A 26,011-nucleotide genomic window follows, 5' to 3' on the forward strand; every position below is an offset into this window, starting at 1 on the left:
GATGCATTCGAATGTCCTGAAATATTTTGTTGAAGTGGCGCGTTGCGGATCGATCCGGAAGGCCGCACAGAATCTGTACGTCGCTTCGAGTGCGGTCAACCGCCAGATTCTCAAGCTCGAATCGGAGATGGGCGCGGAACTGTTCGACCGGCTGCCGAATGGGATCCGCCTGAACGCGGCGGGAGAGCGTGTGCTCCAGCATATCCGTTCGACACTGAACGACTTTCATCTGATGCGCAGTGAACTCGATGCATTGAAGGGGGAGCGCAAGGGACACGTGTCAGTGGCGGCGATGGACTCGCTCTTCGTCGACTTTCTGCCCGCCACGGTGGAGGAGTTTTCCGATTCGTATCCGGCAGTGACGTATTCGATTGCTGCCGTGCCGCCTCACGACGTACCGGCGCGGCTGGTGAGCGGTGAATATGACCTCGGCATTTCGTACATCACAAAGCTGCCAGCTGGCCTTGATGTCGTGACGGAAGTGTCCCTGCCGCCTGGGGTCGTGATGGCTTCGTCGCACCCGTTGGCGAAGAAGGAGCGCATCAGCTTCGACGAGTGCCGCAACCACGCGTTTCTCAGACTCGAAGGACGCTCGCCAATTCAGGGTATCGTGGAAAACGATTTTCACGAGTATTGGGAATCGCTGAGGCCCAGCGTGACGTGCAACTCCACGACGCTTCTCAAGCGCCTGATCGCATCGGGGCGGGGCATTTCGTTTTTTTCCAAACTGGCGTTTCTCGACGAGCTGGCGCGAGGCGAGGTGGTATGGCGGCCGCTTGACGATGTGAATGTCAACGCGCTCACCGTCGGCGTCATTGCGCCGAATCAACGCGCGCTGGCTCACGTGACGCTTCAGTTCGTCGACCGTATGGTGAGACGCCTGAAGCATGTCGAATTGTCGTTGCGCGGAGTTTGATCAATCGGCGTTCCGGAGCATCCATGCGAGATTTGAAGAACAAGGTGGTGTTGATCACAGGTGCGAGTTCTGGCATCGGGGCCGCGCTCGCCCGCGCATTCGGCGAATGTGGCGCCAGAGTTGCGGTTCACTATCGGAGTAGCGCGTCAGCGGCGCAATCCGTCGTGTCGCAGATCAAGGAGGCGGGCGGCGATGCGATCGCCGTGCAGGCCGACGTTACCGAGTCCGCACAGGTGGATGACATGGTGACGAAGGTGCACGCGCACTTCGGACGCATCGACGTTCTGGTGAACAATGCGGGCGGATTTGTGCGGCGTGCACCTATCGTCGAAGCAGACGACGACTACATCGAGGACGTCTTTCGTCTCAATGCGCGCTCGGTCGTCGCCGTGAGCCGCCGAGTCATTCCACTCATGGCGGGATCGGGCGGTGGAAACATCATCAACGTGACAACGCAAGCGGCTCGGACAGGTGGTGGGCCGGGTGCCGGGCTCTATGCAGCATGCAAGGGCTTCGTGTCGACCATTACCCGTACGATGGCGAAAGAGCTCGTGGGCGAGAGAATCCGCGTCAACGCGGTAGCGCCGGGTGTGATCGAAACGCCGTTCCATGATGGACACTCCAGCCCGGAGATTCTCAAGCGCTTTTCTGCGGCCATTCCGATGGGGCGCTTAGGCACCGCTGAAGAATGTACCGGTGCGTTTCTGTTTCTGGCTAGTGACGAAGCGAGTAGCTACGTCACGGGGCAAATCATCGAAGTCAACGGCGGTCAAGTCATGCCCTGAAGTGGCATTCTCCAACGTTGGACGGTGAGCGCATTTCCACACAGGCTGGGGTGGCAAGGGGCGGACCGTAGTTCGATCTCTGGTAAGCCGTATTGTTCATTCAGCATCCGACCGTGTTCGGCCCAGTTTCTGTCATTCATTCGAGCTCCTGAGCGGACGTTTGAACGTCGGCTCAGCCCGGGCAACTGACCTTTGCGCTCTGGAAACACCCGACGCGCACTCTCCTTTCACAACTGTTTCGACCGTACGGAAAGCCTCCCGAAAGCAGAAGATCCACGAGCCTGCTCAGTATTGTCCGAGCAGTACTCAGACCTGTGCGATTTCACACACCAGGTCCCGAGCGATGCTGGAGCTCGAGGATGGAAAACAGTTGTCCCCGACCAGTCATCACCTCGAAGACCTCTGAATAGAGGACCAATCGCCCCTCTGTTCGCTCGTTTTGGCTCAGCTTCAGGCTCGTATCATGGGTCACGCCATAGGAACAATGCAGCTTGCCGGACATGTCGTGAATGACGAAAAGCCTGCTGTTTTTATCGAAGGAAAAGATACATGTCAGTTGCAAATCGACGCGGCAGCTCGGCCAGGTTGTCCCTCGTAGTCAACACGTTGAGCGCTGCTGCAATTCCCGCGGTGCGTGAAGCAACGACGGGCGAGCCGATGCCACAAGGATGGTTCGACGAAGAGGTCGGTTACGTCGGCGAAAGGCCGGCGGGTGCCCGCGTCCCGGCTCACGGATACCGTGACTGACCTGGATGGACTTCACTAAAACTAACCCGGCAAGCGCGTTCTTTCGCGCCCGGGGGCTTCACTCCACTGAAACGCGCCATTCATGAATACTGTTCGAACTCAATTAACGGGTGATGCCGGCCATCCATGGATGCATCAGCCACTGGGACTGGCTACGCTGCTGCGTGAAGCGACCGCTGGGAACGATCTGACGCAGTTGGGCGAACTGCTGCTTGAGCACGTGAAGCAGCATGACGATCCCTACGCTCTGCTCGACTTGTCGCTGGTACTGGAGATGAAATACCAGAAGGCGGCCGCTCTCGCGGTCCAGGAGCAAGCGTTTCAGATGACCAGGCGTTATCGGTTGAAGAGTGCCCAGACGACCCAGTCTCCCTTGAAGGTGCTGGTACTCAAGGCTCCGGGCGATCTGATGGCGAACACGCCTTTTGAATGCCTGCTCGAAAACGCCGACCTGCAGATAGAAGTCCTGTATGCCGATGCGCGGCCTCTGGAAGACGCCCGGTTGCCCGAGCACGACGTCATTTTCGTGGCGGCATGTGCGTCGGATGAAACCGTTGGTGTTCTTGCCCAGATTACGTCACTGACCAGCGGGACGAGCTGCCGCGTGCTGAACCGGGCTGAACACGTTGCGAAGACGATGCGCGACGCCGCCTATGCGCTGCTGGGCGCTGCCCCCGGTATCTGTATGGCCCATACGGTGCGGCTGTCCCGCGCGCAGGTCAACGAAGCGGCTTCGGGCGCGTGCAATCTATCTGATGTGCTGGACGGAAACTATCCGTTCATCATCCGGCCGATAGGGTCGCACGCCGGACAAGGGTTGGCAAAAGTGGCTGATAAACAGGAGCTCGCCCGTTACCTCGCTGAGTCGGTTGCGACGGAATACTACATGGCGCCCTTCATCGACTACAGCAGCGCCGACGGCCTGTTTCGCAAATACCGGATCGTGATGATCGAGGGAAAGCCGTTCGTGTGTCATATGGGCATCTCGAAAGATTGGATGGTTCACTACCCTTATGCGGAAATGTTGGCCCATCCCGATCGGAGAGAGGAAGAAGCGCGCCTGATGGCGGGCTTTGACGCCGAATTTGCGGTGCGTCACCGCGAGGCGCTTCACAACGTCGCCGAATTGACCGGTCTCGACTACGTGGGATTCGATTGCGCCGAAACGAGCGACGGCCGACTACTCATATTCGAGATCGCGACGGGCATGGTCGTGCACGACATGGACGACCCGAACATGTTTCCCTACAAAGTTCCTCAAATTCGGCGGGTCGCTGACGCCTTCCATGAAATGCTGCGCCGCGCGGCTGCGAACGCATGATTAATCCAACGGCTGGCCTTGGAGGCATAGTGAAGTCCAATGCACTGAATTTCTCCGGTGGTCCCGGAGCGCTCCCCGAAACGGTGTTGGAGCAGACGCGCGTCGCGATCGACGCTTTGCCGGAAACTGGCATCTCCATACTCGGCATGAGCCATCGTTCAGACTGGTTCCGTTCGATATTGGACGAGGCCGAATTGAATTTGCGTGCTCTGCTTGGCATTTCCGACGACTACGCCATTACCTTCCAGCAGGGAGGCAGTAGTCTGCAGTTCGCGATGGTACCGATGAACTTTGCCGGGGAAGGATTCGCGCCGCCCGAATATGTGACGTCAGGCTACTGGAGCGGCAGAGCGACATCGGAGGCGGCCAAGGTGACGAAGAGAAAAGTTGCGTGGGACGGCCACGCGACTGCCTACCGCCAATTGCCCGCTCTCAATGAACTGGACATTTCCAGCTCCGCTGCCTATTTGCACTACGTGTCGAACGAGACCGTGGAAGGTTTGCAGTTTCCGAATTGCGAAGAGGCTACGCAGGTGCCGCTGATTGCGGATATGTCGTCCGATTTTCTGTCGAAGCCCATCCGGCCAGACGCATATTCGATGATCTATGCGCATGCGCAGAAGAACCTTGGTCCGGCTGGGGTAACGGTGGCGGTAATCAAGCGTTCGCTTCTTGAGCGGATCCCCGACGGTTTGCCGGCGATCCTCGATTTTCGCACCCACGTATCACATGGTTCCAACTACAACACGCCGCCCGTGTTCGCGATCTATGTGCTGACTTTGATTACGCGCTGGCTGCGCTTCGATGTCGGCGGTCTGCACGCGATGCAAAGCATCAATGAAAGAAAGGCGCAGCGGCTGTACGACACGCTGGACGCATTGGAGGGGGGCGTGACCATTCACGCGGACCGTCGCTGGCGCTCGCAGATGAACGTGGCTTTTACATTCGGCGATGCGCGGCTCGACGATGAGTTTATCGTGGCGGCTCGTGAGCGGGGCATCGTTGGACTCGAAGGACACCGTTCAATTGGCGGTCTGCGGGCGTCTCTTTACAACGCTGTTACCGAGCAGGCCGTGAATATTCTGGCGGACGCACTGACGGAATTCAGTCTGCAAAGGGTTTGAGCAGCAAGGGCTGTTCTCACGCTGACCTGCAGGGCGATCCGAGGGAAGAATGATCGTCGCCTGCTACCTTGAGCCTACGAGGCTGCCGACGAAGGGCAATGACGGGTGGCAGGCGGCTGATTCTTGCGCCGCATTTGCGGCAGACGGCGATGGTGGAGTTATTGCGAACGCCGCACACAGTGCCTTAAAACGCCTGCGTATCTGGATTTGGCCCACGAACGCTCGAATCTCGACTAGCTTCGGAACATACCTGGACTTTCCACTGCCGGTCGTTCCATCGTAGCAAGCTGGCGTCAGCTCTTTTTGCCTTTGTTCCAATTGTGCGTTTTGATCTCGCAAATCCTGGGATTGCCTACGTGGTGTTTGGACGGCCTTCAAAAGCAAAAAGCCCGATCAGCTTTCGCTAACCGGGCTTCGGAATGCTTGGTGGGGCGTGAGTGACTCGAACACTCGACCTACGGATTAAGAGTCAAACCAAGCGCCTTGCAGGTTATTGCATGTCACTTGATTTAACAAGGAATTTCGCAACGCCTGAGCTCGTGTGACAACTGGTCATAACTAGGCAATTCCGGCAGATTTCCGGCACAAATGGAACCCGCCGTTGACGCTCGTAGTATCTGCACTAGAGTGAAACTCGGGGTGAACAGGGTCTACTGCCACGTCTGCGGGCGAATCAAGGGTTCTCGTGACATTAAAAGGCGCACAGTGTCCCTGTGCCCCACATTCCATTGTCGTCAAAGCTAGTCGTCAGCCCAAAAAATGGGCATAACACGGCCGATGACTCGTCTAGGTTCTTCGGCGCAGCGCATCCGCGGAGGAAGTGAAGCAATCGAATTTGAGCTATCAAGGACGACTCCTTCCGGCATGGAGGTGACCACAGTCGGTTGTGCATGGTCGCCCGTAGACATCGTACCGTCACGCATCCGATCTAGGCGGGCAGCAGTGAGGAAGGAGAGGGAAATCGTCCGGCTTAGGTCGATTCCGGCAAGAACTCGTCGTAGCTGATCGGTTGAGGCATCGTTCGGGCCGTCCCGCGAGTGGCCTGAGTCCAAAACAGCGCTACGTCTCCACCAACCTGCTGGACATAGTTCTTTGTCTTTGCGAAATTCCATTCCAAAAAAATTTCAGACGGATCAATGTTCGGTGCCTCACCCCATCGGTAACATTCGCCTAACATTGCGTCGACCCGTGCTCGATCTCGTATCTTGTCGGAGGTTAGAGCGTCGATAAACGGCTCGATTGTCATATCGCTAGGTACGCCCCATTCTTTTCGCGAGAGTCCAGGCAAGCCCCGATCCCATAGAACTCCCCACTGCCAAAAGTACATCTCGATCAGATCAGGTTCCGATGTTATCAATCGCCGGTATGTAGGCCAATCGCCTTCGTAGCCCAGTTGAAAATCAACGGCAGAAAATTCACGAAGATTCAGTAGATCGCTCGGCGCACCCATTTCCTCCATTGTCCGGTTATTTTCTACGACAACCCTGTGCGCTTTGCGTTTCAAAAATTTTGCCACTCTATTCTCGAGTTCCTGTATCCACGCTGCTTGCGGTGCCCGAGTCTTCGCGTCAATCGGGTATCGGGAATATCGAAGCGACTGCCCATCAGGAAGCCCGAGCGCTTCGTCCAACTCCCGGTAGGAGCTAATCTGGCCGATATGTCTAGCTTCCTGAACGAGCATTGCTGAGAAGCGAGAAAGCGCAAGTCTTAGTCTGCGCCCTTGGTTCGGCTTGTCGTTCGCCATCTTTTCCTCCGACATCAAAAACTGGCCCTCGCGTGCCGATAGATCGAATCATATTCTGTTAAACGTACTAACTACAAGTGATTGGAGATTTCGAATGGCGAAGACTGATAACGAATTTCGTCAAGCTTTTGCACGTATGGCACCACAGGCGATTATCAATCGCGACGAATTGGCGGCGTTGCTTGCGACCACTGTGGGTGCGGTTACTCAAATGGCGTATCGCGGCGAACTGCCGCCAACTGCTTTCCCTGCAAAGCGGCGCGCATGTTGGTTCGTCGAAGACATTCGCGGCTGGCTGGATAGCGCTGCAGCTGATCGACACGGTATGGGGAAACAGGGGCCAATTGGAAAAGCAGATGTACGAATCGGGCGTCCCCGCCATACGATCGAAGAGGCGAAACGCTGATGGCCCGCTACCGACCGATATCGCCAGAGCAAACGTGGCGCTCAGCGGACTCGTGTGACTTGACTATCAGCGAGCGATATGGAGAGTTCTATTTACTCACGAGTCCATTCACCAACACTATCGGTTGCTACCGTGTGGTAAGTCGAATTGCAGCCGCAGAGATGGGCTTGTCACAAGAGGAATTCATGAACGTCGTCCAGCGTCTCCAGGATCGTCGGATCGCCGTATGTGTTGACGACTACATCCTCGTCCGAACATGGTTTCGTCACAACAGTTGGGAGGCGACTTTCTCCGGAAACGTGGCGAAGGCGGCCGCGAAGGAACTCGCAGGTCTTCCAAGTCAGCTTCGGGAACATTGGGTGCAGGCATCGTTAGATATCGGCGTGCCGGAGGCCGCGGTTCATAGCTTATTGCCCGAAATCGACGTGACTAGATGGGAAGCGGGTGCATTGCATGACAAAGACTCCGTGGAAGGGACTTATGAGGGACTTAGTAGGGTGTCGACAACCCCTTCCGAAGGGCAAGCCAACTACAACCACAACCACAACAAGAACAACAAGGAAACTAAGAACACAACGCCAACGCCGCTGTTTTTCGATGTCACGATCGAGCCACATCGAAAAATGTTGTTGCAGTTGTTGTCCGGGATTGATGGTGAAGTCGCGCAAACGATTTTGGACGAGCTGGCTGGAGCGCTTGAATCGGTTCGGAGTGGCACAAGACGTAAGCCAATCGGTAGCGTCCGAGCGTGGGTAGGCGAGCTAGTCAACCTGGCTGCATCGGGTAATTTTGTTCCGGAGCTTGCGCCAGCGATTCGTGAGAGGAGAGGGAGAGCAGACTCACATGCGGAATCTGTTCCAAGACCCACCGCGCGCGACGTAGGTCGAAAGAACATGGATGCGGTGAGGGCAGCTCTTATATCGGCAAGTGCTCAAAAAAGAGACGCATCGTGCGTCAAATCGTGAGTCTTGATTTGGGTCTGCTCAGAAATCTGTGTTGAGAACAACCGTGACAGACGCGACGTTTGGGTGGCCGGATATCAAACGGAGGTATCTTGATCGCGAACGAGGACTTCGCGTCGTCTATGTGGGCGTACCCTCGCGATTTTCACTAGTGAAAATCGCGACGTGCATCTATACCCTCGATGTGGGTATCACCCGAAAGCATCGATGAGCTGGGGAGGCGACACGACATTTGGCCGACCGAGCGAATTGTGGTGCACGCTTTGGCGAGCTGCGGAGCGACATCGGATGCAGTAGCTGATTTTCACCAGTGAAAATTGTGCCGTGGCTCGAGTCATGTCCTGTCGAATGCCCACAAAAAGTGAAATCTGCGCCGGGTAAATGAAAACTATTGGTACGGTTAGCGAAACAAGCCGTACGGCCGACACTTTTCTGCCAGGACGCGGCCCCGTCCGCGACCGTCGCTGAACGACCCACAGCCGTCACTCAAGTTTCCCCAAAGTGGCCATTGCAGCGAACGTCGATGTGCATGCTCAATGTCTACCACGTAACTATTTAGCGGGACGAGCGGCATCTCGCCTGTGCGCCGCAGCATCGGCGATGTCGAGGCTGGATCGTACCATCCAGCTGAATTGACCTGCGCTAGTTGTCACGGTGCAGCAATCACCTGAGTGCCAACACGCTAGTATTGTTGGACCACTCGTGTAGGGGAAGCCGCTTTCATGTTCTCCATCGGAGTCCGGCGACGGTCATGCAAAGGCCGCCAACGGGCGTCGGGTCGGCGCAGAGCGTTGGCGCCGAACAAACAACCGTACGCTTTGGTTCCGACAGGAGGCAGCCGTGTCCCAGATTCTGAGGAGTCGCGGGTTTCTCGGCGCGATATTTTGTGTACATGTGGGCCGGCGATGTTCAGTTCTCTCCTCGCCGGTACGCTTGGGAATATAAAGTCTGCGCGCGCGGAACCACTGAACAACCCAGTGCCCGAAGTGGATCGCCTCGCGGTGCGAGTCGTCACCGATAGCTATCACTTGGCGATCGCACCTAACATTAAAGTGGCGAGGTGGAGGTCTTGCGTTTCGGTATGCTCCCGGCCGGTAAATCACTGCTAGAAGAATTCGGGTTGGCGAGTCTGTACATCTTCGGAACATAGCGCGGCGCCCGTTACGTACCGATGCGTTCTGCCTTTGGGCGGTTCGGCTCGAATCGATAACGTGTGAAGCACTGGGCCCGTGGCCGGTCTCGATAGGTCGAAAAGCAAGAGTTCGAACCCCCGCTATCGAGAACCTCGACGTTCCGTTCCGGGTGGAACTCGATCGGGAGAGGTCGGCGCATCGATACGAGTTCTGAGAACGGGCTCATATTGACCTGAAAACGGGCGGTCGTCGCTATCGCGCGAACGGCTGTAAGGGGGCGATCTCGGCCGACCGCGACGCGCTCGGCCACGCGACCAACGATGTCTAGGAGACGCAAATGATTCATCTGTCTAATGCAGTTGCGTCGCACCGCGATACCTTGTGGCGCCGTCTTGCCGTGCCTGTTGTTGCGGCACTTGGGTTCGCCATGGGCAATTTGGCCTACGCAACCACCGTAACGATCGCCGTGCCAAATAACATCGGTCTTGTCGAAATGAAAAAGCTCTCCTTGGCGTTCGAGGAGGCGAACCCTGATATCCAGTTGAAGTGGGTCATTCTTGAGGAAAATGTGCTTAGACAGCGATTGACGACTGATATCATGACGAACGGTGGGCAATTCGACGTATTAGCCATCGGGACATATGAAGTTCCGCTCTGGGGCAAGCGCGGATGGCTGGTTCCAATGACAGGGCTACCCGCAAGCTACGATCTCAATGACGTGCTCGAAACGGTTCGCGACGGACTGTCTTCCGATGGAACGCTATTCGCCTTGCCGTTCAATGCCGAAAGCTCGATGACCTTCTACCGGAAGGATCTGTTCGCTGCCAAGGGTTTGACGATGCCAAGTCATCCTACATACAGTCAGATCAGTGAGTTTGCCGACAAACTTACTGACAGGGCCCAAGGAGTCTACGGTATCTGTCTGCGTGGCAAGGCCGGTTGGGGCGAGAACATGACCATTGTCTCCACCTTGGTGAACACGTACGGTGGACGATATTTTGATGAGAAGTGGAACGCGCAAATTGATTCTCCGGAATGGAAACGCGCCATCACGTTCTACGTGGATTTATTGAAGAAGGACGGCCCGGAAGGCGCCAGTTCAAACGGCTTCAATGAGAATCTGACGCTCATGATGAGCGGTAAGTGTGCAATATGGGTAGACGCGACTGCCGCGGCTGGTATCCTTTATAACAAGAGGGAATCTGCCGTGGCAGACAAAGTGGGCTTCGCGGCAGCTCCGACTCAGATCACACCGAAGGGTTCGCACTGGCTCTGGTCGTGGTCGCTGGCAGTTCCAAAATCTTCGAAATCGCAGGATGCTGCCAAGCAATTCATTGTATGGGCGACTTCCAAAGAATACATCACCATGGTCGGCAATGACCTTGGTTGGGCTTCACTGCCGCCGGGCACGCGGTCGTCGACCTACGCACGACCTGAATACAAACAGGCTGCCCCGTTCAGCGAGTTTGTGCTGAATGCAATCCAGACCGCCAATCCAAACGATGCAACGTTGGAAAAGGTGCCGTACACCGGTATCCAATACGTAGGAATTCCGGAATTCCAGTCGTTTGGGGCGATCATAGGGCAACAGATAGCTGGTGCCCTCGCAGGTCAGCTAAGCGTTGACCAGGCACTGCAGGCTGGTCAGGCGACAGCAGATCGCGCCGTGCGCCAGGCGGGCTACCAAAAGTAGTCTGGAATGCTTCACCTACCGCCATAATTCAGGCCACGCGTTTTGTGCGAGACGAGACGCGTGGTCATTGCATCATCGAGACGTCACGCAGTTGCCTTCAAAGGATACAGAGAGTGTCCTGAGCGTCTGTGTCGCCGGGAAGATCAGGCCATTCGATGTTCATCGGAAAGCCCGCCTGTTGCGGCACGTCGCGCAATGCCTGCCGATATACCTTCCATGCATCCGAATTCGTGCGCGCGTCGCCTTTGAGTCTGAACGGCACGGTAAAGCTGCTTCGCGAACTCGGTTTTAGCGCAAATGCCGATGCAGCAATCGAGAAGTACGTGGAGCTCAATGCGGGCCGCGCCGACCTCTTCAGGATCGACGATTCCCCATGGAACAAGGATATCGATGACGAAACGCTCAGGGAGCGTTTTGCGGAAATGGTGACAAAGGAAGAAGGTCCGCTCGACTTGGAGGTCGCGGCGACATTGCTTCTTGAGGAGGGCCGCTGGGACGACAGGTTGCAAGCCGCACTCTTGAAGGCTTCGCCCAATGATTTTGTGGCTTTGTTCAAGGAACATCAGGGTGATACCCTGCGGTCGTTGATCGATCACCTTTACCGCGCCGCGCATAGGCGGGGACCCGACTACCGGAGATCATGATGAGCAGCAAGTGGTTTTCGAAATTCGCGAGCTACCTTTCCACGATGACCGGTAGGCCCGCCACCTTTGTGATGGCCGTCGCCCTTGTGATCGTGTGGGCGACCACCGGCCCGTTCTTTCACTACAGCGACACATGGCAACTCGTGATCAACACGTCGACCACGATCGTCACGTTCCTGATGGTCTTCCTGATCCAGAACACGCAGAACCGCGACACGGCGGCGATGCAGATCAAGCTCGACGAGCTGATCCGCGCAATGGAAGGTGCGCATAACGCGCTGCTCGATCTCGAAGAACTCGAGGAAAAAGACCTGAGCCGTTTCCGAAAACACTACGAAAAACTGGCGGAAGAAGCGCGGACCGCGCTGCGTGCAGGCGGCAGCGACACCGATTCGCCGTTCGTCGACAACCACGATGACAATGATGACGACCGGCAAGGCGATGAGAATCGCGATGGCAAGCCGGGGACCGCGCCGCTACGCGGCTAGCAAACGCGCTGTCCGACTGCGGCGCGCATCCGCTCGATGAGCGTCAACATCTTGGCCGGCGCTTTTCTAGGCGGCAAGCGAATGACCGAAAGTGGCCGAACCCAGAACTTTCTGCAGCCGGACATGCTCTTCCTGAGGGCCAGATAAATGAACTGCCCTTCGAGAACTTCCTTTGACGCTGATTGCAGTGTCGTAACAGCTCGCTGACAATGATGCAGGCGTGCTATTACGCAGATGTCTCAAAGCGCGGATCACCTTGCGGCCCACAGATCGGGCTTGCGGTCGTCAACCGGCACATCGCGACTGCGGCGCCGTTCACGATGGGCGCGCGCTCCGTGGATCGGCCGGCAAACTCCGCTTTCGCAATGCCCTGCCGGAGGCCGCCCCAAACGCTCCCCGATGCCTCATTGATGCAGAATCGGCCCAAAGGCCACAACGACACGACCTGAATACGATGGACGACCCAGAATCGCTTTCCCTGGCACTCCCCGACGGCACCAAGGTCTCTGCGCTCCTCCGAGCGCCGGAGGACGCGCGAGCCCTGTATGTCTTCGCGCACGGTGCCGGGGCGGGCATGCAGCACGCCGGCATGTCGTCATTGGCCGACGCGCTTGCGGCGGCAAATGTCGCCACATTGCGCTACCAGTTTCCGTACATGGAGCGGGGCTCCAAGCGGGTGGACTCGCCGGCCGTGGCACATGCTGCCGTGCAGGCAGCCGTCGCAGAGGCCCGCCGGCGGTTGCCTGCCCTGCCGCTCTTCGCGGGCGGTAGGTCGTTCGGCGGCCGCATGACGTCCCAGGCCCAAGCCATCTCCCCGCTGGACGGCGTGCGTGGCCTCGCTTTCGTCGCGTTCCCGCTGCACCCGGCGGGCGCGCCCGGCGTGGAGCGGGCACGGCACCTGGCGCACGTCACGGTGCCGATTCTCTTCCTGCAGGGCACGCGCGACAAGCTGGCCGAGCTTCACCTGCTGAGGTCGGTCGTCGGGACGCTGGGGTCACGCGCCACGCTGCATGTGGTGGACGACGCAGATCATTCGTTCCACGTGCGCGCGTCCTCCGGCCGGACCGACGCGGAGGTTGTGCTCGAACTGGCACGGACGATGTCGGCGTGGTTCTTCGCCGAAGGAGAGTTCGTGCCCGTTACCTGAGCAAGCGTAGGAATGCTTGTAGCAGAGTCGGGACGGCGAGCCGGCGAATTCGCCGTGCTGCACTCGCCCGCTCAATCCCTTTGCTATCCGGAGTTGGTCGCTGGCATAGCCACGATAAGCGACACCTGTCGCGTCAGCGACGTGTTCCCAGTGCCGAGTGAGTGAATTTGTCAGATCCACTGTAAGCGCGAATTTCAGCACACTCGAGATTTTCGGGGCACGAACTTCGAAATCGCTCAGAACGGCATTTCGCCGAAGTGAAGCGTTGCATTCTGATGTTTGACACTCTTCAGCCAGCTCTTGAGTGTCCTGATCTCTTCGAACACCAGCAGGTCTTGTTTCAAGTCGCGTACGCTTTGCTGAATTCCTGCGATGTCACCGGCGAGATTGCGTACGACGGAGTCAGGAGAGATGTCGATGAATGGTGGAATTCCATAGGCATGCCTGAATCGCGCTTCGACATGCAGGATTTCCTGATCCAGTTCACCGAGTTGCTCCTTCAGGATCACGTTATAGTGCTTCAGCCGGTCTTCGCCGATATTGTTGATCGCGCTCTGATCGATGTGTTCAAGTTCGAGCTGCAATTCCAGCAGCTGCAGCAGATTGTTGTTGCCATAAGCCTGGTTGGCCCGCTGCATCAGCGCGGTCTTGCGCTGGCGCTCCTGGGGATCCGGTTCACGATCGGGATGAAGGGCACTGGCAAGTTTGCGATAGACCTCGCGGATGGACTGGCTTAGCTGTGCCTGCTCCTGCTCCTGCCGCGCCTGCGCGGCGAGCTGCTTGGCCGACTTTTTCCGTTTGGCACGGCGCTCCTCTCGCGCCCGATTTTCGGCAGCTTCCCGCGCCTGTTGCTCTTCCATTTTCTCGTGCGCCCGCTGCAACAGATCTTCCGGTGAGCTCATGTCGATATCGTCGCCCAGTTCCGCACCGAGCATCGCCTCCAGCACAGACTTCATGTCCTCAAGTTCGGCCGCTGCTTCGCTGTCGAAGTCGGATTGACTATGCCGGTTGTAAATGGCTTTCAGTTGCGCATCGTCCTGCTCTTCGATTAGATCGCCCGCCAGGCCGGTAATCAGCTCCGAGATCGTGCGGCGTTCGGATTTCGTCAATCCTTTCTGGTCGAATGCCTGCTCAAGGCAATGAACCATCTTTACCTGCAAATCCGTGCAGATCTTCTCGAGTGGAAGGAACTCGTCGGTATATTTTTTCTGGAAGACTGGCCCGACCACCTCCCACGCACCGAGATGGTGACGCCGCTTTTCAATCTGTCGGATGAGTGTGTTGAATGCCTTCTGGCCTTTCGACAGACTGGCCCTGTTGTGGGCCGGGGCGATGCTCACGGACCTGCGGTTCGTCCTGGTCATGGGATGGTTTTCTCCGATTACTGCGCGAAGCGACGCAAGGCGATATTTTAACCAGGCTCCCGGACCTGCTCCCACTGCAAACAAACCCACACCCTGTCGCGCTATTACGCGCCGACATCTGCGACGCGAGCGGCGATGACGACTTCACAGGGGTAAGCGTGGACGCACCGCGAAGTTGTCGCAACGACGACGTCCGAAGCATGCAGGGGGCACGCGCAGGGTCTTGAGCAGTGCACTTTCTTGTATCAGGGCGTGTTCGTCGAATCCTGCGGCTTCGCGTCCCGCAGGGGTTTCTGCGGGTTGAAGTTGAACGGCAAGAGATCGCTGACGTCCGCGTCGGCAACGCGCTGCGGCAATTCGGTCAGCACATGCAGCAGGTACGCGTATGGCTCGACGCCGCAGGCGCGGCACGTCAGCATCAGGCTGTACACCATCGCGCTTGCTTTCGCGCCAGCAACCGTGTCAGCGAACAGCCATGAGGATCGGCCTGTACAGAATGGCCTGATGTCTCGCTCGATGACGTTATGCCGACTCCCCGATTATGCCGCGTCATGAATCCACGCACACAACGGTTGGGCGGATCTCTGTTCCCGGTCGCTCGGATTGTCGGCATTATCAGAGAGCCTCCAGGAAGGCGAGCAACGGATCTGGAGGTTTGTAGCGTGTCGGCGCGACGCCGCTCGCCGTGGCGTGCGCGAGCGCGCGTTCCTTGAGTTGCATGTCGGCGTGCAAGTAGATCTGAGTAGTCTCGGAGGACTCGTGACCGAGCCAGAGCGCGATCACGGTTAGGTCGACGCCGTGATGCATCAGGCTCATCGCGGCCGTGTGCCGAAGCGTGTGAGGCGTTATTGATTTTTTCTTCAGCGAGGGGCACGAGAGACGCGCGATTTCGGCGTTGCGCGACACGAGTCGCTGAAGAGCATCGGCACTGAGATGACCACCGCGCGAACTGGGGAAGACCGGATCACCTGGTTCGCCTGGTTGATACAACAGCCATTCTTTCAGGACAGCAACGACATCCGGTCGCAGCGGAGTGCATCTCATCTTTCTGCCTTTGCCAAGGCAACGGACGTGGGCGCCTGTGCCGAGCATCACATCCTGACGCCGGAGTGTGGTCAATTCGCTGTTGCGCAGACCCGTTTGAACCGCTACAAGAAGCAGCGTTCGGTCGCGGTTGCCGATCCACGTTCGTACGTCAGGCGCCCCTACCAGAGCGGCGGCCTCGCTTTCGGTCAGAAACTCAACAGGGCCGTGCTCGCAGCGTTTAGATGGAATTGCAAGAATGCGCTGACACTGCAGAAACAACGCAGGCTCGCTGACCGCGACGAACCGGAAGAAGGCATGCACGGCGGCAAGCCGCGTGTTGCGTGTCCGCACCGAATTGCCTCTGCCGTGTTCGAGGTGCTGCAGGAATTCCTCGATCAACGACACGTCGAAGTCCTCGATTCGCAGCTTTGACGGCGCGCGCCCGATATGCTTCGTGGCGAACGCTAGCAGCAACCGGAACGTGTCACGGTAACTTGCCACCGTATGCGAACTCAGACCTTGCTGCTCGAGCAGGCGCTGGGTAAAAAACCGCTGAACGAGGGATGGGAGGCCGGCGGCGCTCACGGCCGTTCTCCCGGACAGTTCTTGTCGAGATAGGCTGCCGCGAGTTCAAGCAACTCAGGAACCGCTTCGATGTACCAGTACGTAAGACCGATGTTGACATGCCCGAGGTAGGCGGCAAGTTTCGGCAATTCCCGACTTACGTCCAGACCGGCGCGATACCACTCGACCAGCCTTCCAGTCGCGAAGCTATGCCGGAAGTCCTGGAGGCGCGGGCCGTGACCATCGCGCCCATCCTCTGCCGCCGATCGCAGACCGATCGCACGTGACATTCTGACGAACATGCTTCGCGTAGTGCAGGCCTTCAGCCGGTTGCCGCGCTCACCAACCAGGAACGCCTCGCTCAATCGTAAAGGATAGACTTTATCGCGCTTCTGGGCATAGTGTTCGAGTGCCACCCGGGTCGACTCTTGTACGGGAACAAAGCGAGACTTGCCGAACTTCGACTCCCGGATGGAGAGTATCCCGTTAACGAGGTCAACGTCGGACCGGTCGAGTCGAAGCGCTTCGCCTGGCCTGAGGCCTGTCGCTACAAGAAGCCCTATGAGCGTCGAATAGGTCAGTGCTCGCATGCCGGTTCGGGAGCGCAGTTGAGCGGCCTGGGTCATAAGCAGGTCAATTTCCTGCTCAGTGTAAATATGCGGGGCATTGCGCCGTCTGCGGGCAGTCAGGAGTCCTGCTGGAGGAATCTGGTTTCGACTGTCAATGACGTTCATCCATCTGGCGAATCCTCTGACTTGGGAGAGGCGCCGCCCCCAGGTGGCACGTTCGACGAGTACGGGAGCAGTCGCCCAGCGCAGAGCCAGATCGGTGGTAATGAACTCGGCGCCTTCGCGTTCCAGAAGATCAACGAAATGACCGAGTGCCAACGCAGGTTCATAGAATGACGCCCCGAGAGCACGGCGGACCGCCACGTACCGTGCGAGAGAGTCGCGGATCGCAGTCATATTGCACCTCCTGCCATGGGCCATGAGCGGGCGATCTCACGCAGGTCCTCAAACGCGACCTTTGCATAGATCGCGGTACTGTCCTGTGAGCGGTGTCGCAAGACCTCGGCTATTTCCGCGATCGAGGCACCGTGGCGAATCATCGTCGTCGCCAGACCGTGACGGAATAGATGTGCGGCGCCCCGGCACGCGGGGCTGAAACCGGCACGCGCGAAGGCCAGACGAACAATCTTGCCAATCGCCGCCGGTCCAGCCAAACCAACCCGAGGTGCCCATATGCGAAGAAAGGCGCGCCGCGATGCGCTCGCTCCGCGACCATCGCGGAGGTAAATTGCGATTGCTTCTCCAACCTCCGATGGAAGGGGGACATGCTCGACCATTCGCCCCTTGCCATGAACGACGAGTTCTCCCGAACGCCAGTGAATGTCGTCAAGCTCGATTGCGACGATTTCTCCGGCACGTAGACCGAGCCGCGCTAGCAACAGCAGGATTGCGTAGTCACGGCGACCGCACGGAGTCGACCGGTCTGCAGTTGCAATAAGAGCCTCTTGCTGCTCAGGCGTGAGGAGCGTCGGCACAGTTGACTGTCGCCACTTACGAACTGAGGGCACCGACTCACACAGGTCTCGTGCCGTATCGCCGCGCAGAAAGAGGAAATGGCAGAACGAACGAAGCGCAACTGCCATCAGCCGCGTGTACTCCGACGACCGCCCTTTGCTGCGGGCAAGAAGGTGATTCCGGATCGTTACCGCGTCAAATGCATCGGGCAATATACTTCCGTCGCCGGCCGCGTGGCTGTCGAGAAAGTCGCGAATGAAAGGCCCGTAGACAAGCAGCGAGTTCTTCGCGAGTCCACGATCCTGCCTCAGATGATCCAGGTATCGGCAATAGATGTGCGCAATCGCGGATTGGCCGCCCAACGTCGGCGAGCGCACGATGGCTTCGGCGCGCAGATAGGCGAGGAACTGCCGTAATGTGGCACGCTCGCGCTGGACGCGGTCTCGGGGGGCGTCGATCAGGCGCGTCATAAAACGAGTCGCGGCAGACTCATCGAGATCAATCAAGTCGATGTTCCTGGTCTTCATCCACCCAGAGAACGTACACAGGACTCTTCGCTTCTTGCGAAGCGTCACCTCGGAATAGTGTGCCGCGCGTAGACGATCAAGAAATGCATCAATGTGACGGGCCGGCAGCCCGCCGGATTCACTGACTGTGCGTGTCGCCTTCATTTGATCTCTCCTGGCCAGCTAGATAGCCAGCCTGAGAAATCATACGGCTATGCCGACACAGCAATCACGAGAGACCATACCCACCGTCACGCGCATGCATGACGCGGCATAATCGGGGAGTCAGCATAACATTCTTCATGCCGCTAGCGGCATGAACCCAGTTGTTGTCAACGGGCGCATGCCCGTCGCTCACGTAGCGACTGAGATACGTCCACTGGTTGCGTGTATATGAGATCGCCTTGCCCAGCAGGCTTTCTGGCAGGACCTGCGGCGCCTGCTCGTCCAGCCACTTTCTGAACGCTTCGAGTAGTGGCACGCTGTGCTGCTGGCGCAGCTGGTATGTGTAGTTAGCGCGCGTCTTGCCTTCGGGCAGATCGGCTTTGGCCAGCGCCTCGACCTGATACAGCGCCTTGAAGTATTGCAGTGCCTGCGCGGCACGGCCGCCGGGTTTCTTCATGCCCTTGAGCGCGTCGACGAAGGCTCGACGGGCGTGAGCCAGGCAGCCGAAGTGGGTTGGACCTTCGAGCGTGCGCCAGGCGGCGTATCCGTCCGTCATCAGCAGGCCTTCATAGCCGGCGAGAAACGCCTGGGGATGTTCCTGCCCCCGCCCAGGCTGATAGTCGAACAGCACGACCGGCTGCGCACAGTCTTCGGCACTGCGGTAGACCCACATATACGATGTGCTCTGCGCGGCCTTGCCAGGTTCCTTGAGCACCTGCACTGTTGTCTCGTCGCCATGGATCAATGGCTGCGACAGCAGCGTCCTGCGCAGTGCCTCGCAGAGCCGGCTGTAATGCAGTTCAGCGGGCCGGATGATCCAGTTTGCCAGCGTGCCACGTCCGACTTCGATATCTGCGCGCGCGAGCGCGTGAGCCATCCGGTACAGCGGCGTACCATCGACGTACTTTCCTGCGGTGACGGTGGCGATCATCGCCGCACTGGCATTGCTGCCCGGCAACGGCTGCGCTGGCATCGGTGCGGTGATCACCGGCGTACGTTCGGCATGGCGTTCGCAGTGGCGGCACGCGTACTTGAAGCGCACGTGCTGCAGCACGGACGCTTTCACCTCGATATGCAACTGTTCGCTGACCTCTTCGCCCATGCGGTGAAGTGCATGGGCGCAGCTCGGGCAGACCTTCTGCTCTTCGGGCAGGTCGTATTCGACGCGCTGACGTGGCAGGTGTGCCGGCAACGGTTTGCGTCCGGGCCTGTTTCGTGCCGACCCGGGTACATCTGGCAGGCCAGTATCGGGCAGTTCGACCGTGTCTTCGACATCGCCGGCGTCATCATCGTCGGTGGCGGCAATCTGTTCGGCCTCGTCGAAGACGCGATCCCCGAGTTTCTCGCTGCTCGGCGCGAAGCGCTTGCTCTGTGCCAGGCGGAACTGCTCCTCCAGCTGGGCAACCCGTTCGCCCAGTTGCCGGTTGCGTGTCTCGAGTTCACGGATATAGGCCTGGGCGGCCGGCGGCAATCGGGAGAAATCGTCTTCGTTCATGCTCCCAGGGTAGCGAAGAACTGCGTGCGATGGGTTTACGGGAATTTGTAACCGTCTAACCGTCCAGGCGCCCCGTTGTTTTACCGGGAACGCCCCGGCGTTCAACTCGCGTGGCGGTACCGCCGTGATGGATGGCGGCGCACCGCATCAACGTCAATGCCCTCAAGGAGCCAATGCAGTTGTTCGGTCGTCAACTCGATTACCGCCTGTGACCGACGTGGCCAGACGAAGTGGTCCTGCTCAAGGCGCCGCAGCATCAGCCAGAAGCCGGTGCGCTCGTAGAACAGTAACTTGACCCGGTTGCGTCTGCGATTGTGGAAGGCAAACACGGCACGCGCAAACGGGTCGAGTCGCATGGACTGCTCGACCAGTGCCACCAGGCTGTTGATGCCGGCACGGAAGTCGATCGGCTCACGATGCAGGAACACCTTCAGGTCCGCCTCAAACCGGAACATCAGCGCGCTCCCAATGCGGTAATCATCGCGCTCACGAGTGCGGCATCGTGTCCTGAACATTCGAGCTCAAGCATCACGCCGTTGGGCAATCTGGCCGACAATCGTGCACCCTGTGTCGCCGGTGGCGACAGGTCCTCGCGATCCAGTTCAGGCGTGGGCCGCGCAACGTGTGCCGTCGCCGGCACGGGCGCCGCGTCATCGATTGCGACGACCGGCACGAAGGCCGGGAATCCGACAGTAGTGTTGACTCTTGCGGAGGCAGTTTGTTGTTCGCGCAGCCCGACCCATTTGCGCAACTGGTTGGCGTTCACCCCAGCCTTCAGGGCGAGGCCAGACAGCGATGCGCCTGGTTGCAGGCAGGCGTCGACCAGTCGCCGCTTGTCTGCAGGGTCGAAACTGCGCTTGCCGCCGACACCAACGCGTGTCACCCGCAAGGGCAAAAAGGTCAGGTCATTCTCGATCATGGATTGCGTCCGCAAGTTTGGGGTTGCGGACGCAATCGTGGACCTTCTCAAATCCAGAAGCCAGGTGCGCGAAAACTAGCGCTTACGATCCACTTGCGGTGATCCGCCCCGGAAATCGCGTAGGGCATCTGCTTTGATTTGGCCGACAGGCCTCCGGCGTCGGTGTCGATCCGTGAGTGACCGCTTAGGGGTGCGGGCGGAGCCAGACTGGCGGAGCGTCGAACGACGCGCATTGGCCGGTCACTGCCCGACGCGGTCGCCCGAAATCGACCCTGAGCGGCCCTTGCGATACTTTCGGTGAATGGCGGTACATCGCTGTACAGCAGCCATACGCTGGACTCCGCTCATTTATCCGCCCACGCCGCAAGCAGTGTCGCTCACGTTGCCGCACATCGATGGGATTTTTAGAGCGCTTTCAAATCAGGCAGCAGCCGGTCGAATTCCCGTTTCACTACGCCATAGCACTCGCACACGCGCTTTTCGAGTCCAAGTCTATCCAGCACCTCAATGTGCCCGTGACTATAGCGAATCAAGCCCGTGTCCTGCAGCTTCATCGCCGCTTCGGTCACGCCGGCCCGGCGCACGCCCAGCATGTTGGCGATCAGTTCTTGCGTCATCTTCAGTTCGTTTGAAGAGAGGCGGTCGATGCTGAGCAGCAGCCACCTGCACAACTGCTGGTCAATCGAATGATGACGGTTACACACGGCGGTCTGCGCCATCTGGGTGATCAGCGCCTGTGTATAGCGGAGCAAAAGCCGCTGGACAGGACCCGCACGATGGAATTCTTCTTTCAGAATTAGAGCGTCCAGTCGATACGCCTTGCCCGCGCTCTGCACGACCGCCCGGTTTGGCATGGTTTCGCCCCCCATGAAGAGGGCAATACCGATCATCCCTTCGTTGCCGACGATCGAGATTTCGGCCGACGCGCCGTCCTCCATCACGTAGAGCAGCGACACGATACAGGTTGTCGGGAAATAGACGTGGTTGAGGCGGTCCCCGGATTCATAGACGACGTGGCCCAGCGGCATATCCACCAGTACCAGGTGCGGAACCAGACGTGCCCACTCTGCGTCAGGCAGCACCGCTAGCAGGTGATTTTCATTTTGATGACGCTCGTCCGACATTTGCCACTCTCCGCAGCCCGCCCAGAACTGCTCTGCTCTCGCTGACGATTTCCTGACGGGTGAGTATGGATAAAAAGATGGATGCCTCCAACGGCTCGGCGCGCGTGCTACGGCGTCGCGAGCGGCAATCTTCGCCGGACGCGCTATCCCACCAATGCACCGTTAAATTATAGATCGCGCCACAATCCGGTCATGCGCCGTCGCGAACGGTGGCGTGCCGTTCGACGATCAGCAGCCTGAGCGTGAACTCGCCGCCCGTGTCCGGTCCGACGCCGACTGGCGGCATGCGACTCCTCTGCGGTCATACGCAACATGCCGCCGAATGTCGGTCGTTAAGCCTAATTTCGGACAACAGTGAGCAGCCGCTGGTACTCCACCAGTCCGAGTTGGGAGCACATGCCCCATCTGGTGGTGAGCCAACTGGACATTCTCCTCGGGGCTGAATGTCGATCGTCATTCTCGTGCGCGACACCAAATAGCCCCGTAACTGCGATTTGACGCTTCGGGTCGCAGTCATTAACCGTCACCGTACAGACATACCCCGTCAGTCGTGAGAACGTACGGCTACCGACTGTGCGCACCAACGATTTTCGGACCGTTCTCGCGCGGCAAGCATTTGCGACCGTCGGAGACCGGCGCAACGTGGCACGCCCTTCTAGTGACAGAACGTCAGATGCCGAAAGACTTTTTGCCATTTGGTCGCGACCGACGCGTCGCGCGGCTGATGAAGGGGTATCGAACTTATGGAGGGTGTCATGAACAACATCATCTGGCTTGTAGGAGCCGTGGTTATCGTTCTGTTCGTACTCGGCTATTTCGGATTGAGGTAGGACCTTCGTCGCAGGTGGGAAGCGTGGCCGGCGCGGTCCCATCGCGTGTGGACCAGACTAGGCGAAGACGCGGCCACGACTCACCGCCGGGACGAAGAAACGTCTCGGCCTCGAAGGTGCGCGCCAGTCGGAACTCAGGAAACGACACTGATTCGGGCCGGCGTTCGCGTCCCTGGACGCTATCGGACCGCATTTGCATCTGCTGTGGCGCAGCATCAACCGTGGGCACCGAATTAGGAGAACATGATGAGCGAATTGCACGACTTGAAGCGGGTGTTGTTCGTCGGCCAGGAGCCTGAAACGGTCGACTTCTCGGACCCTGCGCTACCGCCGGGGATCGACGCGGCGAAGATTCATGCCGGGATTTCAGTCGCCATGCAGCAAATGGCGGAGCATAGATGGCGTGCCGATCTTTGCCTGGTGCGACCAGACGAAACCGCCCCCGTTGCGCTTGAACGCCAATTAACAACCGCAACTTACGATTGCGTTGTGATTGGCGGCGGGATACGCATTCCGCCAAAGAGCTTGATGCTCTTCGAGACTCTCGTCAATACCGTGCACAAATGTGCTCCTAATGCGTCCATCGCGTTCAATACGCGACCCGAGGACACTGCGGACGCCGCGGCTCGCTGGTTTAAAAGTGAATAACCGCGGCCGACCGGTTCGCGAAGGTTGCGCAATGCTGTATCGGAGCGTCAATCGCTTCCACCACCTGGGTAGTCGCGCGTGACGATCAAGTCACTCAGCACAGGCTAGAGGAGCTAGCGTGCACTATGCAAACATCGGGGCGGCGTATAAATCGGCGGGTGGCAACGTGGAGCGCCTCCCTCGCGATGCTATATCAAAGGTGGTCAATGATCCGATATGGATTGACGATCCAAGTGCCCATGTCGAATGACTGTTCCTGGCCGCAACTGAGTCCGATGATGGCCTCGATCACAGGATTCGCTATTCAATGCGGAGCAAGCCCATGGTTAATAGAAGCCAGGATGATCGGCAGCAGAACCGGTTTCACGAAATAGTGATCAAATCCGGCGCGCATCGACTCAGCCCGCTCAAATGGCAACGATAGACCACTCACCGCCACAAGCAGCGGCGCAGGTGTCGCCTGAACACGTCGGATCGCTATCGCCACCGCGCGGCCGTCGAGATGCGGCATTTCGATGTCGAGCAACACTGCGGCCGGATACCATATGCAGTATTCGGCGAACGCGTCAGCACCGTTCCTGGCGGTCCGGATTTCAAAACCCCGATCACAAAAAAACAGTGCGTACCCCGCCAGCATATCTGGATCGTCGTCAGCGATGAGCAGGCGTGCGGCCTCAGCGATGGACATTCGCTTCCCCTAGTTGCTTTCTTATGAGCAATTTAAGGTCCCGGATACGGGTCAGCTCGCCGGTTTGACGCGATTCACATAGGGCGAACCGTCAAAAACCATACTCATCATGCCGTTAATGCATATCGTGGCAGAGTAATGGTGAAGACGCAGCCGGTGCCCGGCAGGTCGCGGACGCTCAAAATACCGTTGTTGGCCTCAACATTACGCCTCGCGATTGAAAGACCTAGCCCCAGTCCGGTTCTATCCTCGCCGTTCTGGGTGAACGGCAGAAACATCCTTTCCGCATCACCGGGTGGGAGACCACCGCAATGATCCTTCACATCGATCAGGATGCGATCCGACAGCGCGTAGGCGTCCAACGTTACTTCGGTGTGGTGGTGAGTAAACTTAAGGGCATTTTGCAGCAGGTTTCCGACCGCCGAATAAAGCTGGTCACGATCCCCGCTGAAGGCAAGCCGCGAATCCACAGCAGAAACCGTCAGTGCGCATCCACGAGTCTGGGCCACAAGGTCAGCGGCATATTTCACCTCAGCGATGAAGTCCGCAACGGAAAACGTCCTTGATTGCAAGGAAATTCCAGCTTCCGCCCGAACCTCGTCCAACGAGTGATCGATAAGATCGCGCAAGCCGTTCAGGCTCCGCTCCAAAACCGACCCCGTGGCCCCGGACAGGTTTAAATTTCCGGTCTTGGCTGCAGTAAACGCAAGCGTGGCGGTTTGAAGGAAATTACGCAGTTCATGTGCGAAAAAACCCAGTCGCTCATGCATCTGGACGGCTTGCCTGTCCGCGACGGCGAAATCGCGCTGATAGCTGAATTCCGTGACCGCGTCGGCGATGGCATTGTCCAGGCAGCGGTTCAGGGTTCGAAACTCGTCTATCAGAAACGGAGCGTCGCGCTCGAATGCGAGATCTGTAATAGCCTGGCATAGGTCGCCGTAATCGTGAACGACCTGATCAACCGAAAAGCCGAGGTTCAACAGCTCCCGCCCGTGCTGCGCCGCTGTCTCGCCGATTTCGGATAAAGATGCCCCGCCACCCGAAGGACCAGAAATCTTGCGACTGTTCATGGGTGCCGATGTCTGTTCCATCCGAAGTGTCCTGATGAGCTGATCCAGGAACAGTGGCACGCCATTTTGAAGTTGCTGCGCAGTTGCCTCGCGCGCAGGCCTTTGCGCTACCTTCGCTCGACACCGTTCTATCAAGGCATCGCGATTGTTCGCCAGAAAAACGTGCATCATGATGCGGCCCCTGGACGCCTACTCCGGCATTTTCGCAAATCACCCGCCGGCGCTGCCGGGCGCCGCAGACTTACAGACTCATTAGAGTAGTAACTACCTGTACATTTTACGCGCTATGCGGGTCCAGGTACTTCTTTTCGGCGTTCGCGACAAAGCGATCGAACGCGGCACGCAGTTAACCTGTTTTCAGCTCGTCTTTACAAGCCGCGCGGATATTCCAGACGTTCGGCGAACGATAGTCCATTCGCCAGCCGTCCGTGAACAGTTTAGCAAGCGAGGCTGAGTCAGCGAAGTTGGGGCGCCCGGCAAAATCCAGCGCGACTTTCTCCGACAAAGGACTAAGGTACGCGCCCTCCAGCCAGTCGGCCTCTGCTCCATTACCGTTAAACCAGATATTCAGCAGCTCCACACGATGATCGGTTCGCAGCCAACTGCCCGTACGCGCTCGCGCAACCAGTTGCCCCACCACCAGATAGGAGAGCAGTTCGGCACGGGCTTCGTCATCAAGTTTGCTCGGTTTGGTCATCTATCGTCCGGTGCCGCGCTGGGTGGGTGCAAGCTCCCAGTCTACGGCAACTCGCGAGTACTGGGGCGCGTGGAAAGACGGCCGTGCTTGACGTTCATATAGGATCCGGCGGCGCACGCTTGGATCAACGAGCGCCCGGTAGAGCATTCATAGCAGCCGTTCGCTCCTTGATGATGACCGACCGTTCATGGCCGAAGCCTGCCTGACGTCCCGCACGCCTGAACACCCGGGCTCGGCATTGCGCGTCCGACCGTAGCCGACCCGTTGCTGCCGGTCGACCAG

24 protein-coding genes and 2 pseudogenes are annotated in these 26,011 nt (G+C 58.4%); 12 read left to right on the plus strand and 14 right to left on the minus strand.

Annotation, left to right across the window (positions count from 1 at the left end; genetic code table 11):
• The first annotated feature begins 1 nt into the window (after nucleotide 1).
• The 5 genes from FVF58_RS11980 to FVF58_RS12000 all read left to right on the plus strand — a co-directional run bounded on the left by FVF58_RS11980 (nucleotide 2) and on the right by FVF58_RS12000 (nucleotide 4,893).
• Nucleotides 2-916, plus strand: coding sequence for a LysR family transcriptional regulator (locus FVF58_RS11980; RefSeq protein ID WP_149670114.1), 915 nt, complete (start codon nucleotides 2-4; stop codon nucleotides 914-916).
• 23 nt (nucleotides 917-939) lie between these two features.
• The gene (locus tag FVF58_RS11985; protein WP_149670115.1) at nucleotides 940-1,701 is read left to right on the plus strand and encodes an SDR family NAD(P)-dependent oxidoreductase; all 762 of its coding nucleotides are present in this window, start codon (nucleotides 940-942) and stop codon (nucleotides 1,699-1,701) included.
• A 549-nt stretch (nucleotides 1,702-2,250) separates the two neighbouring features.
• A complete protein-coding gene (locus FVF58_RS11990) occupies nucleotides 2,251-2,448 on the plus strand; it encodes a hypothetical protein (protein WP_149670116.1) in 198 nt (65 codons plus the stop codon).
• An 82-nt stretch (nucleotides 2,449-2,530) separates the two neighbouring features.
• Complete coding sequence (locus tag FVF58_RS11995) at nucleotides 2,531-3,769, plus strand: ATP-grasp domain-containing protein (protein WP_149670117.1); 1,239 nt, start codon at nucleotides 2,531-2,533, stop codon at nucleotides 3,767-3,769.
• Nucleotides 3,770-3,798: 29 nt separating this feature from the next.
• Entirely contained in the window at nucleotides 3,799-4,893 is a 1,095-nt protein-coding gene (locus tag FVF58_RS12000; RefSeq protein WP_149670171.1) for a phosphoserine transaminase, read from the plus strand.
• Between the two features lie 970 nt (nucleotides 4,894-5,863).
• On the opposite strand, the gene FVF58_RS12005 is transcribed toward FVF58_RS12000, so the two are convergent.
• Nucleotides 5,864-6,637: a hypothetical protein gene (locus FVF58_RS12005; protein WP_149670118.1), complete on the minus strand. Its 774-nt coding sequence runs from the start codon at nucleotides 6,635-6,637 to the stop codon at nucleotides 5,864-5,866.
• 94 nt (nucleotides 6,638-6,731) lie between these two features.
• Here FVF58_RS12005 and FVF58_RS12010 point away from each other — a divergent pair, with 94 nt between their 5' ends.
• From FVF58_RS12010 to FVF58_RS12020, 3 genes are all read left to right on the plus strand, one after another.
• Nucleotides 6,732-7,043, plus strand: coding sequence for a hypothetical protein (locus tag FVF58_RS12010; RefSeq protein WP_149670119.1), 312 nt, complete (start codon nucleotides 6,732-6,734; stop codon nucleotides 7,041-7,043).
• Nucleotides 7,044-7,102: 59 nt separating this feature from the next.
• Nucleotides 7,103-8,008 carry a hypothetical protein gene (locus tag FVF58_RS12015; RefSeq protein ID WP_149670120.1) on the plus strand — a complete coding sequence of 302 codons (906 nt, stop codon included), beginning with the start codon at nucleotides 7,103-7,105 and terminating at the stop codon, nucleotides 8,006-8,008.
• Between the two features lie 1,557 nt (nucleotides 8,009-9,565).
• Nucleotides 9,566-10,831 carry an ABC transporter substrate-binding protein gene (locus FVF58_RS12020; protein WP_246217034.1) on the plus strand — a complete coding sequence of 422 codons (1,266 nt, stop codon included), beginning with the start codon at nucleotides 9,566-9,568 and terminating at the stop codon, nucleotides 10,829-10,831.
• Nucleotides 10,832-10,928: 97 nt separating this feature from the next.
• On the opposite strand, the gene FVF58_RS54715 is transcribed toward FVF58_RS12020, so the two are convergent.
• Entirely contained in the window at nucleotides 10,929-11,018 is a 90-nt protein-coding gene (locus FVF58_RS54715; RefSeq protein ID WP_408368196.1) for a tail fiber assembly protein, read from the minus strand.
• Between FVF58_RS54715 and FVF58_RS52655 the strand changes: the two genes are divergently transcribed.
• The 3 genes from FVF58_RS52655 to FVF58_RS12035 all read left to right on the plus strand — a co-directional run bounded on the left by FVF58_RS52655 (nucleotide 10,987) and on the right by FVF58_RS12035 (nucleotide 13,110).
• A complete protein-coding gene (locus tag FVF58_RS52655; RefSeq protein WP_246217028.1) occupies nucleotides 10,987-11,475 on the plus strand; it encodes a hypothetical protein in 489 nt (162 codons plus the stop codon). The genes FVF58_RS54715 and FVF58_RS52655 overlap by 32 nt on opposite strands.
• Entirely contained in the window at nucleotides 11,472-11,963 is a 492-nt protein-coding gene (locus FVF58_RS12030; protein WP_149670123.1) for a low affinity iron permease family protein, read from the plus strand. The genes FVF58_RS52655 and FVF58_RS12030 overlap by 4 nt, the downstream gene beginning before the upstream one ends.
• A gap of 454 nt (nucleotides 11,964-12,417) precedes the next feature.
• The gene (locus tag FVF58_RS12035; RefSeq protein ID WP_149670124.1) at nucleotides 12,418-13,110 is read left to right on the plus strand and encodes an alpha/beta hydrolase family protein; all 693 of its coding nucleotides are present in this window, start codon (nucleotides 12,418-12,420) and stop codon (nucleotides 13,108-13,110) included.
• Nucleotides 13,111-13,346: 236 nt separating this feature from the next.
• Here FVF58_RS12035 and FVF58_RS12040 read toward each other — a convergent pair whose 3' ends face one another.
• The 9 genes and pseudogenes from FVF58_RS12040 to FVF58_RS12080 all read right to left on the minus strand — a co-directional run bounded on the left by FVF58_RS12040 (nucleotide 13,347) and on the right by FVF58_RS12080 (nucleotide 21,796).
• Nucleotides 13,347-14,474 (minus strand): J domain-containing protein, encoded by a 1,128-nt coding sequence (locus FVF58_RS12040; RefSeq protein ID WP_149670125.1) that lies wholly within the window; start codon nucleotides 14,472-14,474, stop codon nucleotides 13,347-13,349.
• 245 nt (nucleotides 14,475-14,719) lie between these two features.
• Nucleotides 14,720-15,001, minus strand: a pseudogene (locus tag FVF58_RS12045) (transposase domain-containing protein); the annotation flags it as partial.
• An 88-nt stretch (nucleotides 15,002-15,089) separates the two neighbouring features.
• On the minus strand, nucleotides 15,090-16,085 hold the full coding sequence (locus FVF58_RS12050) for a tyrosine-type recombinase/integrase (protein ID WP_149670126.1): 996 nt from the start codon (nucleotides 16,083-16,085) through the stop codon (nucleotides 15,090-15,092).
• Nucleotides 16,082-17,029, minus strand: coding sequence for a tyrosine-type recombinase/integrase (locus FVF58_RS12055; RefSeq protein ID WP_149670127.1), 948 nt, complete (start codon nucleotides 17,027-17,029; stop codon nucleotides 16,082-16,084). The genes FVF58_RS12050 and FVF58_RS12055 overlap by 4 nt, the downstream gene beginning before the upstream one ends.
• Entirely contained in the window at nucleotides 17,026-18,258 is a 1,233-nt protein-coding gene (locus FVF58_RS12060) for a site-specific integrase (protein WP_149670128.1), read from the minus strand. Before FVF58_RS12060 ends, FVF58_RS12055 begins: the two co-directional genes overlap by 4 nt.
• Before the next feature lie 160 nt (nucleotides 18,259-18,418).
• Nucleotides 18,419-19,753 (minus strand): annotated as a pseudogene (gene tnpC / locus FVF58_RS12065) (IS66 family transposase); the annotation flags it as partial.
• Between the two features lie 101 nt (nucleotides 19,754-19,854).
• Nucleotides 19,855-20,208 carry an IS66 family insertion sequence element accessory protein TnpB gene (gene tnpB, locus FVF58_RS12070; RefSeq protein ID WP_188130796.1) on the minus strand — a complete coding sequence of 118 codons (354 nt, stop codon included), beginning with the start codon at nucleotides 20,206-20,208 and terminating at the stop codon, nucleotides 19,855-19,857.
• Complete coding sequence (tnpA, locus tag FVF58_RS12075; RefSeq protein WP_149670130.1) at nucleotides 20,208-20,672, minus strand: IS66-like element accessory protein TnpA; 465 nt, start codon at nucleotides 20,670-20,672, stop codon at nucleotides 20,208-20,210. The genes tnpB and tnpA overlap by 1 nt, the downstream gene beginning before the upstream one ends.
• A 404-nt stretch (nucleotides 20,673-21,076) precedes the next feature.
• Nucleotides 21,077-21,796: a Crp/Fnr family transcriptional regulator gene (locus FVF58_RS12080; RefSeq protein ID WP_149670131.1), complete on the minus strand. Its 720-nt coding sequence runs from the start codon at nucleotides 21,794-21,796 to the stop codon at nucleotides 21,077-21,079.
• A 1,076-nt stretch (nucleotides 21,797-22,872) separates the two neighbouring features.
• Here FVF58_RS12080 and FVF58_RS12085 point away from each other — a divergent pair.
• Nucleotides 22,873-23,274 (plus strand): hypothetical protein, encoded by a 402-nt coding sequence (locus FVF58_RS12085; protein WP_188130797.1) that lies wholly within the window; start codon nucleotides 22,873-22,875, stop codon nucleotides 23,272-23,274.
• 304 nt (nucleotides 23,275-23,578) lie between these two features.
• On the opposite strand, the gene FVF58_RS12090 is transcribed toward FVF58_RS12085, so the two are convergent.
• The 3 genes from FVF58_RS12090 to FVF58_RS12100 form a co-directional block, all read right to left on the minus strand.
• On the minus strand, nucleotides 23,579-23,962 hold the full coding sequence (locus FVF58_RS12090) for a response regulator (protein ID WP_149670132.1): 384 nt from the start codon (nucleotides 23,960-23,962) through the stop codon (nucleotides 23,579-23,581).
• A gap of 107 nt (nucleotides 23,963-24,069) precedes the next feature.
• Nucleotides 24,070-25,203: a sensor histidine kinase gene (locus FVF58_RS12095; RefSeq protein WP_188130798.1), complete on the minus strand. Its 1,134-nt coding sequence runs from the start codon at nucleotides 25,201-25,203 to the stop codon at nucleotides 24,070-24,072.
• Between the two features lie 175 nt (nucleotides 25,204-25,378).
• A complete protein-coding gene (locus FVF58_RS12100; protein WP_149670133.1) occupies nucleotides 25,379-25,729 on the minus strand; it encodes a hypothetical protein in 351 nt (116 codons plus the stop codon).
• Between the last annotated feature and the right edge of the window lie 282 nt (nucleotides 25,730-26,011).

Origin of the sequence: Paraburkholderia panacisoli, assembly GCF_008369935.1 — a bacterium.
In the GTDB taxonomy this organism is placed as follows: domain Bacteria; phylum Pseudomonadota; class Gammaproteobacteria; order Burkholderiales; family Burkholderiaceae; genus Paraburkholderia; species Paraburkholderia panacisoli.

Bases quoted from the DNA above. Each gene is read 5' to 3' on its own strand.
- FVF58_RS12020 (WP_246217034.1), top strand. From the start codon at position 9,566: ATGGGCAATTTGGCCTACGCAACCACCGTAACGATCGCCGTGCCAAAT.
- tnpB (WP_188130796.1), bottom strand. From the start codon at position 20,208: ATGTTCCGGTTTGAGGCGGACCTGAAGGTGTTCCTGCATCGTGAGCCG.
- FVF58_RS11995 (WP_149670117.1), top strand. From the start codon at position 2,531: ATGAATACTGTTCGAACTCAATTAACGGGTGATGCCGGCCATCCATGG.
- FVF58_RS11985 (WP_149670115.1), top strand. From the start codon at position 940: ATGCGAGATTTGAAGAACAAGGTGGTGTTGATCACAGGTGCGAGTTCT.
- FVF58_RS12095 (WP_188130798.1), bottom strand. From the start codon at position 25,203: ATGATGCACGTTTTTCTGGCGAACAATCGCGATGCCTTGATAGAACGG.
- FVF58_RS52655 (WP_246217028.1), top strand. From the start codon at position 10,987: ATGTTCATCGGAAAGCCCGCCTGTTGCGGCACGTCGCGCAATGCCTGC.
- FVF58_RS12060 (WP_149670128.1), bottom strand. From the start codon at position 18,258: ATGAAGGCGACACGCACAGTCAGTGAATCCGGCGGGCTGCCGGCCCGT.
- tnpA (WP_149670130.1), bottom strand. From the start codon at position 20,672: ATGATCGAGAATGACCTGACCTTTTTGCCCTTGCGGGTGACACGCGTT.
- FVF58_RS12085 (WP_188130797.1), top strand. From the start codon at position 22,873: ATGAGCGAATTGCACGACTTGAAGCGGGTGTTGTTCGTCGGCCAGGAG.
- FVF58_RS12005 (WP_149670118.1), bottom strand. From the start codon at position 6,637: ATGGCGAACGACAAGCCGAACCAAGGGCGCAGACTAAGACTTGCGCTT.
- FVF58_RS12055 (WP_149670127.1), bottom strand. From the start codon at position 17,029: ATGACTGCGATCCGCGACTCTCTCGCACGGTACGTGGCGGTCCGCCGT.
- FVF58_RS12090 (WP_149670132.1), bottom strand. From the start codon at position 23,962: ATGTCCATCGCTGAGGCCGCACGCCTGCTCATCGCTGACGACGATCCA.
- FVF58_RS12080 (WP_149670131.1), bottom strand. From the start codon at position 21,796: ATGTCGGACGAGCGTCATCAAAATGAAAATCACCTGCTAGCGGTGCTG.
- FVF58_RS12040 (WP_149670125.1), bottom strand. From the start codon at position 14,474: ATGACCAGGACGAACCGCAGGTCCGTGAGCATCGCCCCGGCCCACAAC.
- FVF58_RS12030 (WP_149670123.1), top strand. From the start codon at position 11,472: ATGATGAGCAGCAAGTGGTTTTCGAAATTCGCGAGCTACCTTTCCACG.
- FVF58_RS12100 (WP_149670133.1), bottom strand. From the start codon at position 25,729: ATGACCAAACCGAGCAAACTTGATGACGAAGCCCGTGCCGAACTGCTC.
- FVF58_RS11990 (WP_149670116.1), top strand. From the start codon at position 2,251: ATGTCAGTTGCAAATCGACGCGGCAGCTCGGCCAGGTTGTCCCTCGTA.
- FVF58_RS12035 (WP_149670124.1), top strand. From the start codon at position 12,418: ATGGACGACCCAGAATCGCTTTCCCTGGCACTCCCCGACGGCACCAAG.
- FVF58_RS11980 (WP_149670114.1), top strand. From the start codon at position 2: ATGCATTCGAATGTCCTGAAATATTTTGTTGAAGTGGCGCGTTGCGGA.
- FVF58_RS12010 (WP_149670119.1), top strand. From the start codon at position 6,732: ATGGCGAAGACTGATAACGAATTTCGTCAAGCTTTTGCACGTATGGCA.